General features: G+C 68.9%; 10 protein-coding genes and 1 riboswitch. Of the genes, 9 read left to right on the top strand and 1 reads right to left on the bottom strand.

The window, feature by feature from the left end:
• Positions 1–333: 333 nt before the first annotated feature.
• From RWP81_RS01380 to RWP81_RS01345, 8 genes are all read left to right on the top strand, one after another.
• A complete protein-coding gene (locus tag RWP81_RS01380) occupies positions 334–1,509 on the top strand; it encodes a MarP family serine protease (RefSeq protein WP_314451530.1) in 1,176 nt (391 codons plus the stop codon).
• A gap of 223 nt (positions 1,510–1,732) precedes the next feature.
• Positions 1,733–2,071 carry a hypothetical protein gene (locus RWP81_RS01375; RefSeq protein ID WP_314451528.1) on the top strand — a complete coding sequence of 113 codons (339 nt, stop codon included), beginning with the start codon at positions 1,733–1,735 and terminating at the stop codon, positions 2,069–2,071.
• Positions 2,068–3,795: a hypothetical protein gene (locus RWP81_RS01370; RefSeq protein WP_314451526.1), complete on the top strand. Its 1,728-nt coding sequence runs from the start codon at positions 2,068–2,070 to the stop codon at positions 3,793–3,795. The genes RWP81_RS01375 and RWP81_RS01370 overlap by 4 nt, the downstream gene beginning before the upstream one ends.
• On the top strand, positions 3,792–4,286 hold the full coding sequence (locus RWP81_RS01365) for a hypothetical protein (protein WP_314451524.1): 495 nt from the start codon (positions 3,792–3,794) through the stop codon (positions 4,284–4,286). Before RWP81_RS01370 ends, RWP81_RS01365 begins: the two co-directional genes overlap by 4 nt.
• An 83-nt stretch (positions 4,287–4,369) precedes the next feature.
• A riboswitch (glycine riboswitch) is annotated at positions 4,370–4,464 on the top strand.
• A 160-nt stretch (positions 4,465–4,624) separates the two neighbouring features.
• Positions 4,625–5,812 carry a glycine cleavage system aminomethyltransferase GcvT gene (locus RWP81_RS01360; protein WP_314451522.1) on the top strand — a complete coding sequence of 396 codons (1,188 nt, stop codon included), beginning with the start codon at positions 4,625–4,627 and terminating at the stop codon, positions 5,810–5,812.
• A complete protein-coding gene (gene gcvH, locus RWP81_RS01355; protein ID WP_314451520.1) occupies positions 5,809–6,183 on the top strand; it encodes a glycine cleavage system protein GcvH in 375 nt (124 codons plus the stop codon). The genes RWP81_RS01360 and gcvH overlap by 4 nt, the downstream gene beginning before the upstream one ends.
• Before the next feature lie 107 nt (positions 6,184–6,290).
• A complete protein-coding gene (gcvP, locus tag RWP81_RS01350; RefSeq protein WP_399540520.1) occupies positions 6,291–9,077 on the top strand; it encodes an aminomethyl-transferring glycine dehydrogenase in 2,787 nt (928 codons plus the stop codon).
• Between the two features lie 196 nt (positions 9,078–9,273).
• Complete coding sequence (locus RWP81_RS01345; protein ID WP_314451516.1) at positions 9,274–10,959, top strand: ABC transporter substrate-binding protein; 1,686 nt, start codon at positions 9,274–9,276, stop codon at positions 10,957–10,959.
• A 17-nt stretch (positions 10,960–10,976) separates the two neighbouring features.
• On the opposite strand, the gene RWP81_RS01340 is transcribed toward RWP81_RS01345, so the two are convergent.
• Positions 10,977–11,816, bottom strand: a complete 840-nt coding sequence (locus RWP81_RS01340) for a type II CAAX endopeptidase family protein (RefSeq protein ID WP_314451513.1) — start codon at positions 11,814–11,816, stop codon at positions 10,977–10,979.
• Between the two features lie 165 nt (positions 11,817–11,981).
• On the opposite strand from RWP81_RS01340, the gene RWP81_RS01335 reads away from it, so the two are divergent.
• Positions 11,982–13,601 carry an ABC transporter substrate-binding protein gene (locus RWP81_RS01335; RefSeq protein WP_314451511.1) on the top strand — a complete coding sequence of 540 codons (1,620 nt, stop codon included), beginning with the start codon at positions 11,982–11,984 and terminating at the stop codon, positions 13,599–13,601.
• Positions 13,602–13,617: the final 16 nt, after the last annotated feature.

The raw sequence follows: 13,617 nt of genomic DNA, 5'->3' as shown, positions 1-13,617 counted from the left end.
GCGGGTGCGGGGGGGCGCGGGCCGTGCGGGGGCACGATGCGTGCAGTGGGGCGGGGGATGTCCGCCCCACTGCACAAATCGCGCCCCGAACCACCGCAGCGGCGATGTCGGGCGCGCGACGGCCGGATGCTCCGGCCCCGGGCGAGGATGGCGAGTTCGGGGCGGGATCTGCCCATCGGGGCGTACTTCGCCCGCCCCAACGCGTCGATCCCGCCCCAAACCGAGTGGCAGCTCGACGCGGAGCCGGAGCCCGCGACTCCATCGGGCCCGGCCGCGTCGAAAGGGTTCTCTCAGACGCGCGGCCTAGCGTGGGTGTCGGATTGGGGAGGTCGGATGCCGATCATCGACATCGTTCTGATCGCCCTGCTGGTGATCGCGCTCATCACGGGCCTGGCACGGGGATTCCTCGCGACCATCGGCTTCTTCGCCGGTCTCGCCGTCGGTGCCGTGGCCGCCTACTGGGCGACCCCGTTCGTGGGGCAGTGGATCACCTCGCCGTCCTGGCGGGGGCCGGCGATGATCCTCACCGGCATCCTGTTCCTGCTCATCGGGTCGGGTCTCGGCACCGCCGTGGGCGGCTTCATCCGTCGAGGTGCCGACCGCATCAAGCTCCGGGTGCCCGAACGTCTCCTCGGTGGAGTGGTCAACGTCGCCGCCGCGGCGCTCGCCATCTCGTTCGTCGCCGGGTCGCTGACGCCCGTGGGGGTGCCGGTCGTGTCGGCAGCGCTCGGTTCCTCCACCGTGGTGCGGACGATCGACGACCTGACTCCGGCGCCGGTACGCGGCGCGCTCGCCGAGCTTCGCGGAACCGTCTTCGCCGAAGGGATCCCTCGCCTCGGACAGCTCATCCAGATAGGACCCGTGCCGAGCGCCCCCGCGGTCGCGCTCGACGATCCGTCCCTCACGCAGGCGGCGCAGTCGGTCGCCCGCATCTCGGGCACCGCGTACGCGTGCGGTGTGACATCGAGCGGGTCGGGTTTCGTCGTGGCCGCCGATCGCGTGATGACGAATGCCCACGTGGTCGCCGGTGTCGACACCCCGGTCGTCGAACTGCCCGGTCGCCCCGCCCGCGAGGGACGCGTGGTCTACTTCGACCCCATCGACGACATCGCTGTGGTTGCCGTCGATGGTCTGGATGCCGCGCCCCTCCCCGTCGTCTCGACACTCGACGTCGGCTCGCCGGCCGTGGTGCAGGGATACCCCGGTGGAGGTCCGTTCGCTTCGGGGAGCGCCCAGGTGCTGTCGGAGGGAACGGTTCCCGTCCCCGACATCTACGACGGTTCGTCGTCGCCGCGCGACATCTACGCCCTGGCCGCGATCGTCCGCCCCGGCAACTCCGGCGGACCTCTTCTCACCACGGGTGGTGAGGTCGGCGGGATCGTGTTCGCCCGCTCCGACACCGACGACAACGTCGGGTACGCCATGACGCCGGTCGAGATCGAGCCGGTCATGGCGCAGATCGACGCGCTGACCGTGCCGGTGGCATCCGGGAGCTGCGCGCGGGGCTGAACGGGGCGGCCGAGTGCCCTGTGAGGGGAGCGCGTCTGCCCGGGCTGCCCAGCCAACGGGTGTTGGACGGCAGAGTCAGCCGCGGTGCTGAACGCGGCGGCCGCGCGCTCCGCGCTTTCGGCGCGTGTCTAGGGCTGAGCCGCGCGGCCGGCATGAGGGTTCACCCCGCGCGGCCTGTGGAGAATTTTCGAGGCCATCGGACGCATTTCTCTAGGGTCGCCGCATGGCTGACCGATATGCGATCGACGTGAACGGCTTCCTCGACCTGGCGGCGCGGACGGCACGGCGTCTCGACTCCCTCGCCGGGGCCGTTTTCGGCGTGATGTTCGTCGCGAATGAGATGCGGGATGCCGTGTCCCTCGCGCCCGATCTCGCTCGCGCCTTGTCCAGAGCCGTCGACCCCTGGCTGGAGCGCGCGATGGCGTTGGCGGAGCACGGGGGAGCGGTTCTGTGGGCCGCCGAGCGCGCTGTCGTCGAATATTGCCGAGCGGATGCCGCGATGGCCGTCGAGACCGATCGCGCCGCTGATTCACGCGGGCACGGACGCTGGACGGTCTCGTGAACCAGCAGAGTTTCGACGTACCGTCCCTGCCCGCTCGCTCTGACGAGCTCGAGCATGCCGCGCATCGCCTGCGCGGTCGCGCGGCCGCGGTCACACCGACGGCCGACGAGGTCGTCGTGGAGTGGCGTGACCTGGGTACGCTCTATGACGCTCCCGAGGCGGCGGAGCTCACGGAGAGGATGAACAGCCTCTCGGCGGGCGGACGGCAGACGAGTGAGGCATTTGCGCGAGTGGGTGCGGTGCTGGGTGAACTCGCCGATGCGCTCGCGATTCTCGAGTGGAGGCGTTCTCTGCTCGTCGACGAAGCTGCCGCAACCGCTCTCCTGACGAAAGGCCCGGCGTCCGATCACGCCGACGTCGAGTCGGCCATCGCACGCCTGCGGTCCGACGTCGCCGCCGTGATCGACGACGCGTGCCGTGACCTTGCCGGGATCGCCGAGCCGCCCCCGCTGCCCCTGGCGGCGACCGGAGCGGTGTCGCCGCCGATCGGTCCGCGGATCACCTGGCAGATGCGCACCGAATCGGTCGCCGTCGAGGCGATGCTCGCACCGCTGGGCGAGATCGCCCGAGGTGGAGCCGGACGAATGAACCAGATCCTCGCCGAACATCCCGATTGGGTGGAGCGGCTCCGTCGGCGTCCCCCCGCACCGGAGACGGTGAAGGCGTGGTGGGACGCGCTGCCGCCCGGTCGGCAAACGGCGCTCGTCAATGGAGCGCCCGAGGTGGTGGGGGCGCTCGGAGGCGTGCCGCCGCTCGCCCGCGTCGCGGCGAACCGCTTCGTGGCGCGTGATCGGCTGCCGGCGGTGGAGCGGGAGATCGCGCGTCTCGAGTCGCTGCTTGATGAGGGGGCGATGGCTACCCTGCTGGCCGAGCGGCGGAGCGCTCTCGACCGCCTGCGCACCGAGAGCGACTACCTCCGTCGCGTCGTGGCCGGAGACGTGCAGCTCGTGCTCTACCAGCCTGAGGAGAATCGGATTGCGGAGATGATCGGGACCCCGGGGCCGGACACGCGTCGTGTGCTGACGTTCGTGCCCGGGACGTTCACGTCGGTGGACAGCTTCTATGGTGGCGGGGTGCAGGCGATGCCAGCGTGGCTGGCAGATCAGGATGACGGGATGGTGGCGTTCGTTTGGAAGGGCGCGGAATTCCCGGGGGACGACGAAGGCCCCGTTCTGGCCGAGCAGCTGAGAGGCATCGTGGAAGCGAACGCGCAATCTCGGTCAGTTCCGGCAGGCGAAGAGCTTGCTCGCTTCTCGGCGGAGATGCGCAGCGATTCAGAGATTTCGAGAGCGAGTCAGATCGCGGCTGGATATAGCTGGGGCCTCGTCGCGGTGACGGGCTCAGAGGTCGCAGGTACGCGGTACGACGCTGTCCATTCGATGGCCGGAGCGTGGGTCCCGACAGGATGGACTGCCGATCCGATGACGACGTACTTCCATTGGAGTTACACCGACTTCTTGTCCATGGCGCAGGACATGGGATGGGTGGGGGAGGGACGCAACCCCGACGTCACTCCCGGTTTCACGAGCCGTGTCTACGATCGGCCGGGAGATTTCGACGTGCCGTTGGGTGGCGATCTGGCGCCGTTCCTCATTCCGGATGGACCGTCGATCAGAATCTCATTGGACCCCTTTGCGAACCATCAATTGATCGCCTCTGCTCGGCCGGAGAACTATCCGGCTGCCGCTGCCATCAGCGAAACGATGATGAAGGACCAGAGATGAGGACCAGAGGTTCGTTGGCGTTGCTCGTTGCATTGATGGGCGGCCTTTCGGGATGCGTAAGCATCGTCGACGTCGTTGACCGCGACCTGTCGCTCCCCGAGGCGAAGGCTTACACACAGTCCATCGAGCGCGAGATCGTAGAGGCCATGCCGGGCGAGCTGGTCAACGCTGTCGAGCAGAAGGAGACAGGCACTTTCCTCGCGTGCTCTCGGGGCGGCGGGGAGCAATGGGCGGGCGGCCTTACCGCTGAAGCGCGACCGGGGGTGCTCCCCGACGAACTAATGGGGAACATCGAGGAACACTTCTCGGACAAGGCCGATATGTCGGTGAGCCGACGCGTCGAAGACGAGGATTCCCTCGTGGACATCGCGGGCCCTCACAGCTCATTCTGGATTGTGCGTTACGACCCCGTTCGAGCCGAGATCCGCATTGTCTCGTTCTCACCGTGCATTTACCTCCCCGAGGACGTGTGGCGTGGCGACAAGTACTAGAACGCACCCTCGATCGACGCTCACCAGGGCTGTGCCCCGCACGCCGCTCCAGTAAGCTGGCCCCACAAGTCCACACCGGCCCCATGATCGATGCGGGAGAGCTCCGGCGCACACAGCCGGGCACCGAAGGAGCAAGCCTCCCCGCCAATCTCTCAGGTACGCGTACCGCGTCGATCGGGCCACTCTGGAAAGTGATCCGGGTGCACTGCGCCGGATCCGCCGACGGTGAAAGCCCGCGTCTCGTACGACGTCGCGGGCGAAACTCTCAGGCCCATGACAGAGGGGGAGTTCTTCAGGCGCTGACCGGCGTCTGTCCGTCATCGCGAACGGCAGAACTCATGACCAACACCCCCGCTCCACCGCGCACGTCGCCGCTACACGATCGGCACGAGGCCCTCGGCGCCTCGTTCACCGACTTCGGTGGCTGGAACATGCCCGTGCGCTACACCTCCGACCTCGCCGAGCATCACGCCGTCCGCACGGCCGCCGGCCTGTTCGACATCTCGCACATGGCCGAGTTCTGGGTGCAGGGCGGACGTGCTGCCGCCTTCCTCGACTTCGTGCTCGCGGGCCGGATCTCCACGATGCGTATCGGCAAAGCGAAGTACTCCTTCGTGCTCGCCGACAGCGGCGGGATCATCGACGACGTGATCGTCTACCGCACCGGCGAGGACTACTTCCTGGTGATCGCGAATGCGGCAAACCGGGATGCCGTGGCCGCGGCGTTCGACGGTGCTCGTGCCACGTGGTCCGCGGCGCAAGCATTCATCGACGGCCCGCTCGAGGGAACCGAATACGCCGTTGTCTCCGGTGGGGCTATCCCGCGGGTCGAAGACGTCACCGACCAGTTCGCCCTCGTCGCCCTCCAGGGCCCGGAGGCGCGCGGCATCCTGAGCTCCACGCCGGGGGTCGAGATCACCGGAACGGCGCTCGACGAACTCGGCTACTACGCGTGGACCGACGGGACGTTCGAGGGTGCGCCGCTCTTCGTCGCCCGTACCGGGTACACCGGGGAGGACGGCTACGAGCTGCTCATCCCCACCGCCCAGGCCGGTGCCCTGTGGGACGCCGCGCTCGCCGCGGGCGCCGAGAAGGGTCTGGTGCCGTGCGGCCTCGCCGCGCGCGACACTCTTCGGCTCGAAGCGGGCATGCCGCTGTACGGACACGAGCTCTCCCGCGACATCGTTCCCGCCCAGGCCGGTCTCGGTCGGGTCGTCGCCGTCGACAAGGAGGCATTCGTCGGAAGAGACGGCCTCTCGTCCGGACCCGTCGATGCGCCCGTGCTGGTGGGGCTTGTCTCGGAAGGCCGCCGTGCCGGTCGCGCCGGCTACGCGGTGCTGCACGGCGACGACAGCGTCGGCGAGATCACCAGCGGCGCCCTCAGCCCCACCCTCGGTCACCCGGTCGCGATGGCTTTCGTCGCCCCCGCGGCATCCGAAATCGGCACCGAACTGACCATCGACGTGCGCGGAACCCGCATCCCCGCCATCGTCACCGCCCTTCCCTTCTATCGGAGAAACGCATGACCGACCTCACCGCCCTCAGCTACACGTCCGAGCACGAGTGGATCTCCCTCGAGGGGGACATCGCAACCGTCGGTATCACCGACTTCGCCGCCGACAAGCTCGGCGACGTCGTCTTCGTCGAGCTGCCCGGCGCCGACTCCGCGGTCTCGGCGGGCGACGTCTGCGGCGAGATCGAATCGACGAAGTCGGTCGGCGAGCTCTACGCACCCCTGACCGGCACTGTCGTCGAGGTGAACGACGCCGTGGTCGACGACCCCTCGCTCGTGAACGCCGAACCCTTCGCCGGGGGCTGGCTCATCAAGATCCGCATCGAGGGCGAGCTGCCCGGCGACCTCCTCGACCGCACCGCCTACGAGGGCCTCACCGCATGAGCACTCTTCTTCCTCCCCGGACGCACGCCGTCCCTCGGACGGTCCCTGAGCGTGTCGAAGGGTTCGTCGATCGCCACATCGGCATCGACGCCGACGCCGAGGCCCGCATGCTCGAGGTCGTCGGGTACGACAGCGTCGAGGCGCTCGTCGAGACCGCCGTCCCGGCATCCATCCACGTCCGACCGCGCGCGACCAGCTCGATCCCGCCGGCTGCGACCGAGGCCGAGGCCCTCGCGGAACTCCGCGAACTCGCGACCGCGAACCGCTCGGCGCGCCCGCTCATCGGCCTGGGCTACTACGACACCTTCACCCCTTCGGTGATCGCGCGGAACGTCCTCGAGAACCCGTCCTGGTACACCGCATACACGCCCTATCAGCCCGAGATCTCGCAGGGGCGTCTCGAAGCGCTCATCAATTTCCAGACGATGGTGACCGACCTGACGGGCCTCGCCACGGCGAACGCGTCGATGCTCGACGAATCCACCGCTGTCGTCGAAGGCATGCTCGTCGCCCGTCGCGCGTCGAAAGCCAAGACCGGAGTCTTCCTCGTCGACGTCGACGCCCTGCCGCAGACGAAGGCGCTGCTGCGCCACCGCGCCGCGGCCGTCGGCATCCTCATCCACGAGACCTCGTTCGACGGCGACCTCCCCGAGGCGTTCGGAGCGTTCGTGCAGTACCCCGGCGCAACCGGGCGCGTGTGGGACTTCTCGGCCGTCGCCGACGCCGTCCACGCCGCGGGCGGTCTCGTCGTCGCCGCCGCCGACCTCTTGGCGCTGACCCTGCTGCGCTCGCCCGGCGTCCTCGGTGCCGACGTCGCGGTGGGAACCACCCAGCGCTTCGGCGTTCCGCTCGGCTTCGGTGGTCCGCACGCCGGCTACATGGCCGTGCGCGCCGGCCTGGAGCGTCAGCTCCCGGGGCGTCTCGTGGGCGTGTCCCAGGATGCCGTCGGCGCCCCCGCCTACCGCCTGTCGCTGCAGACGCGCGAGCAGCACATCCGACGCGAGAAGGCGACGTCGAACATCTGCACGGCGCAGGTGCTGCTCGCCGTCATGGCGGCGATGTACGCGGTGTACCACGGCCCGCAGGGGCTCAAGAGCATCGCGACGCGGGTCGCGCAGCGGGCCGACGCCCTGGCATCCGCCCTCCGTTCGTACGACCTGACGCTGGCGAGCGATGCGTTCTTCGACACCGTGCGCGTTCACGTGCCGGGGCGCGCGCAAGACGTGGTCGACCGCGCCCGCGAACGTGGATACCAGCTGCTCTGGGTCGACGACGCGACGGTGGGGCTCTCGGTCGATGAGACGACGACGGATGCCGACATCTCGGCCATCCTCGATGCGTTCGGCCTCGCGACCGAGGATCTGCCGGAGGGGATCGCTCTGCGCGGCGTCGACGACTCCCTGCACCGCGACGACGAGTACCTCACCCACCCCGTCTTCCACACGCATCGCAGCGAGACGGCGATGATGCGCTACCTCAAGTCGCTCGCCGACCGCGACTACGCGCTCGACCGCGGCATGATCCCGCTGGGCTCGTGCACGATGAAGCTGAACGCCGCCACCGAGATGGCGGCTGTGTCGTGGCCGGAGTTCTCGCGCGTGCACCCGTTCGCCCCCGAGGCCGACGTGCACGGCTACCTCGAGATGATCGACCAGCTCGAACGGTGGCTCGCCGAGGTGACCGGCTACGAGGCCGTGTCGCTGCAACCCAACGCCGGCTCGCAGGGCGAGCTCGCGGGCCTGCTGGCGATCCGAGGCTACCACCTCGCGAACGGCGACACCGAGCGCACGGTGTGCCTCATCCCCTCGTCGGCGCACGGTACGAACGCCGCCTCCGCGATCCTCGCGGGCATGAAGGTCGTCGTCGTCGCCTGCGACGAGGCCGGCAACGTCGACCTCGGCGACCTGCGCGCCAAGATCGCGCAGCACGCCGCCGAGCTGTCGGCCCTGATGATCACGTACCCCTCGACGCACGGGGTGTACGAGCACGACGTGCTCGAGATCACGCAGGCCGTCCACGACGCCGGCGGTCAGGTCTACGTCGACGGGGCGAACCTCAACGCGCTTCTCGGCTTCGCCCGCTTCGGCGACCTGGGCGGAGACGTGTCGCACCTGAACCTCCACAAGACGTTCGCGATCCCGCACGGCGGCGGCGGACCCGGCGTCGGCCCGGTCGCAGCCAAGGCGCACCTCGCGCCCCACCTCCCGTCGCACCCCTTCTCGCAGCGCGCCGATCACGCCGGGGGCACGTTCGACGGCGGCCCCGTGTCGGCGGCGCCCCACGGCTCGGCTGGGATCCTCCCGATCTCGTGGGCGTACGTGCGCATGATGGGCGCCGAGGGACTCCGCCGGGCGACCGCCGCGGCGGTGCTGTCGGCGAACTACATCGCCACCCGCCTGCGGGAGCACTACCCGGTGCTCTACGCGGGGGAGGGCGGCCTGGTCGCGCACGAGTGCATCCTCGACCTGCGTCCGCTCAAGGAACAGACCGGCGTCACCGTCGACGACGTGGCCAAGCGTCTTATCGACTACGGCTTCCACGCTCCGACGATGTCGTTCCCCGTCGCCGGCACCCTCATGGTCGAGCCGACCGAGAGCGAGGACCTCGCCGAACTGGATCGGTTCGTGGATGCCATGATCGCGATCAAGCACGAGGCGCTCGCCGTCGCCGCGGGGGAGTGGCCCGCGAACGACAATCCGCTCGTGAACGCCCCGCACACCGCCGAGACGGTCGTGGTGGGCGAGTGGGCGCACCCGTACTCGCGCGAGACAGCGGTGTACCCCGTGCGTTCGCTGATCCGCGGCAAATACTGGCCGCCGGTACGCCGCATCGACCAGGCCTATGGCGACCGCAACCTGGTGTGCTCGTGCCCGCCGCCGGAGGCCTTCGCGTGACAGCGGGGTTCTCGGTGATCGTTCCTCGGGGCGGTCGCCGAGAACCCCGCGCGTCGGAGCCGCGAGGGGAGCTCGCCCACGTCCGCACCGCTCCCACCCCGGATTCGCACAGCGGGCATTTAGTAAAGTTCCCGATGTGCATCACGGCGTGAACGAGGACCTTCGACCGACCCGACGACGCGGTGGCCCGGGACGCGTGATCGCCCTCCTCGCCGCCGTGGGGATCGTCCTCGCCGGATGCTCGGCTCCGGAGCCCGCGCCCGAGACCGAGCAGGAAGCGGCTCCCACCACCTTGACGGTGGGCGTCGTCGGCTCGCTCACCAGCTTCAACGCCGCCAGCGCGGCGGGAGACACCCCCGCCAACCGGGCCGTGGCATCCCTCCTCGACGAGAAGCTCGGGTCGCTCGACGGCGACCTGCAGGTGGTCCCCAACGACGGCTTCGGCCGCATCACCCGCGTGCAGGGCGACCCGCTGAAGGTCAGCTACGAATTGTTCGACGATCGCGTCTGGTCCGACGGCACGCCGGTCAGCCTCGACGACCTGTTGTTCGGCTGGGCCGTCACCTCTCACTTCTTCGACGACGCCACCTACGACGACGCCGGTCAGATCGTCTCGGGCACGCGATACTTCGACACCGCCATGCCCGCCGATCCGAACGCACGGACCGCGCGGCCCAGCATCGACCGGGCAGACGACACGCTCACCCTCACGTACGACGAACCGTTCGCGGACTGGAACCGGCAGTGGCTGCTCGACCGGCCGGTGCACGTCGTGGCCGAACGCGCGGGTGTGAGCGTCGAGGATCTGCTCACGGCGATCCTCACCGTCCCCGAGGGCGACCCGCAGGCTCCCGCCGCACCGAACCCGGTGCTGGCGGCTGCGGCGCAGGCATGGAACACCGGCTTCGATGTGCCCGCCGGTACCGCGGTCGACCCGGCGAGCGTCGTCTCCGCTGGCCCCTGGACGGTGACGGAGTCGACAGCCGACACGCTGACCCTCGCCCGACGCGACAGCTACCAGGGTGCGCACTTCCCCGGCCTCGAGAGTCTCAGCGTGCGTTTCTTCCCCGATCGGGCGGCGCAGCTCTCGGCGCTCGAAGCGGGGGTGGTCGACATCGCCAACGTCGGCGAGATCGACGTGGCCGAACGCGAGACACTCACCGATGCGGGCTACCAGGTGCAGGTCGGCCCCACCACCCAGACCCTGCATCTGCGGTTCGCCGAAGAAACGGCATCCGATCTGCGTCAAGCGATGACGCTGGCCATCGACCGCTCCTCGATCGTTCGCGACGTGCTCGGTCCGATGCGTCCCGACGCGCAGCCGCTGCAGTCGTTCCTCTCTTCGTCGGCGACCGGGCAGCTGTACAACGACCTCGTCTCGGGCAACGGTGCGCCCGGTACCGGGAGCGATGCGGATGCCGCGCGCAACGCGCTCGGCGATCGCGCCGCCGTCCTGCGCGTCGCCTATGACCCGACCGACGAGCTGTCGTCGCAGGTCTTCCCGCGGCTGGTGTCGATGGGGGCGCGGGCAGGCATCGCCGTGCGTGCCGCCACGGCGGACGACGCTGCGGATGCCACCCTCTCGTGGGTCGGCGAGGACGAGAGCCTCTACCGGTCGGCGCGTGATCGCATCGCCGCGGGCGTGGACGGCCCGAACACCGACGAGCTCTTCGCCGAGCTGACGGTGCACACCGATCCGGTGGACATCCTCGCCGAAGCGAAGGAGATCGACCGCTCGCTGTTCGCCGCGTTCGCCGGCGTGCCGCTGTTCGAGCGCACGGGTGCCGTCGTCTCCGCCGAGGGAGTCGGGGGAGTGGACTACACCTCCGAACCTGACGGTGTGCCCCCGGCGTTCTGGACGTGGTCCGCGCGCCCGCAGTAAGCAGCGGCTGGGGGCGGTCAGGGTGTCGGGGTCGCGGGCGGGGCGAAGATCCCCGGCCACCAGGCGGCCGCGAGCGGGTAGCCGACGAAGGCGATGATGTCGATGACGGTGTGCGCCACGACCAGCGGCATGACCCGACCCCATCGCTTGTAGCACCAGCCGAACACCAGTCCCATGACGACGTTTCCGAGCGCTGACGGCCATCCCTGGTACAGGTGGTAGCTCCCTCGCAGCAGCGCGGTCGAGACGATCACTCCCGTCCACGACCAGCCCAGGCGGCGCAGTCGGTCGAAGAGGTAGCCGAGGAAGATGACCTCCTCGGTGAGGCCGGCGCGCAGCGCCGCGAGCACGAGCAGCGCGATCACCCACCACGACGAGTCGAGCGGCGCGGGGACGACCGCGATGCTCTGACCGATCGCCCGGCCGACGGCGTAGACCCCGATACCGGGCACGCCGATCAGCAGGACGAGCGCGAGCCCGCGGAGCACGTCGGACCCGAACCGGCGGAAATCGAGACCGATGCGCCGCAGGGCGTTGCCGGCCGGTTCCCACAGCAGGTAGATCGCGACGGCCACGAGGGCCAGCGAGAAGAAGATGTCGAGGAACTGGTAGGTCGCGTCCCACAGCGGCTCTGCACTGCGCGATGGATTCAGCTGCGTCTGCTGCTGAGAGATGGGCGCGCGCGTGGCCGCCCGCACGAAAGACACCACCGAGTAGATCGCGGACTGGCCGACGCTGATCAGGAGGACGAGGACGACCTCCCACGCCAGCCTCGTGCGCGCGTAGGCGGCGGAGCGCTCGATGGGTGGGGGGAAGGGGCCGAGTGCGGATGCCGAATTCGGATCAGATTGCCACATGAGGAGCCTCGCGAGTAAAGCCTTTGTAACGTTTAGGTCGCCGGTTGGGAGCACGTCGTTCAACATGCCTAGGGTGTTCCTATCCTGCCCCCCGGATACGCCCACACGCGTATGAACCGTCTGAGCGTTCCGTTCGGGCCCATTCATCACTTCCCTGGAGGAACTGTGAAGCGCAACACGATTGCCCTCTCCAGTCTCGCCCTACTGGGTGTCGTCGGGCTCACGCTCGCCGGCTGCGCCGGTGGCGACGACACAGGCGACACCGGCTCGGCCGACGCCTCGGCGATCATCACCACCAACGGCTCGGAGCCCGAGAACCCGCTGATCCCTACCTCGACGAACGAGGTCGGCGGCGGAAAGATCCTCGACGCCATCTTCGCCGGACTCGTCTCGTACGAGGCCGACGGCGCTCCCGTCAACGACATGGCCGAAGAGATCACGGTCGACGACCCGCAGAACCTCACGGTGAAGCTGAAGGAGGGTCAGACCTTCAGCGACGGTGAAGAGGTCACCGCCGACAACTTCATCAAGGCGTGGAACTACGGCGCGCTGGCGTCGAACGAGCAGTACAACAGCTACTTCTTCGAGGACATCGAGGGCTTCAGCTACGACGCCGACAGCGAGCTCACCGGGCTCCAGCAGGTCGACGACTACACCTTCACGATCGCACTGAACAAGCCGGCCTCCGACTTCGCGCTGCGACTGGGCTACTCGGCTTACTACCCGCTGCCCGACGTCGCCTTCGATGACCTGGACGCTTTCGGCGAGAACCCCGTTGGCAACGGCCCCTACAAGCTCTCGAGCGAGGGTGCCTGGCAGCACAACGTGCAGATCGATCTCGTCAAAAACGAGGACTACCAGGGCGTGCGCCAGGCGCAGAACGGTGGCCTGACCATCTCGTTCTACGCCTCTCAGGACGCCGCCTACGCCGCCCTGCAGGGTGGTCAGCTCGACGTGCTCGACGCCGTTCCGCCGTCCGCGCTGGCGTCGTTCGAGTCGGACCTCGGGGAGCGTGCTGTGAACCAGCCCGCCGCCGTGTTCCAGTCCTTCACGATTCCGGCCCGCCTCGAGCACTTCTCGGGCGAGGAGGGAGAGCTGCGTCGCGCCGCGATCTCGCACGCCATCAACCGCGAAGAGATCACCTCGACGATCTTCCAGGGCACCCGTACCCCCGCGACCGATTTCACTTCGCCGGTAATCGACGGGTGGTCGGATTCCCTCGAGGGCTCGGACGTTCTCGAGTTCGACGCCACCAAGGCGAAGGAGCTGTGGGCTCAGGCCGACGCCATCGCGCCGTGGAGCGGCTCCTTCCAGATCGCGTACAACGCGGACGGCGGTCACGACCAGTGGGTCGACGCCATCTCGAACCAGCTCGCGACCAACCTCGGCATCGACGCGTCGGGCGCCCCGTACCCGACGTTCGCCGAGCTTCGCGCGCAGGTGAACGCCGACACCATCACGACGCCGTTCCGCAGCGGATGGCAGGCCGACTACCCCGGTCTGTACAACTTCCTCGGACCGCTCTACGCGACCAACGCCGGTTCCAACGACGGTGATTACTCCAGCGCCGAGTTCGACCGCCTGCTGGCCGAGGGCATTTCCTCGACCGACCTCGCCGAGGCCAACCGCCTGTTCGGTGAGGCGCAGACGGTTCTGTTCAAGGACCTGCCGGCCATCCCGCTCTGGTACTCGAACGTCACGGGCGGCTACGCCGAGACCGTTCAGAACGTGGAGTTCGGCTGGAACTCGGTGCCGCTGTTCCACGAGATCACCAAGGTCGGCTAACATCGCCTGATCAATC

The sequence above is a fragment of the uncultured Microbacterium sp. genome, from assembly GCF_963521695.1.
Lineage (GTDB): Bacteria > Actinomycetota > Actinomycetes > Actinomycetales > Microbacteriaceae > Microbacterium.
Note: the sequence above shows the minus strand (reverse complement) of the source record. Positions and strands in the feature narration are given on the sequence as shown.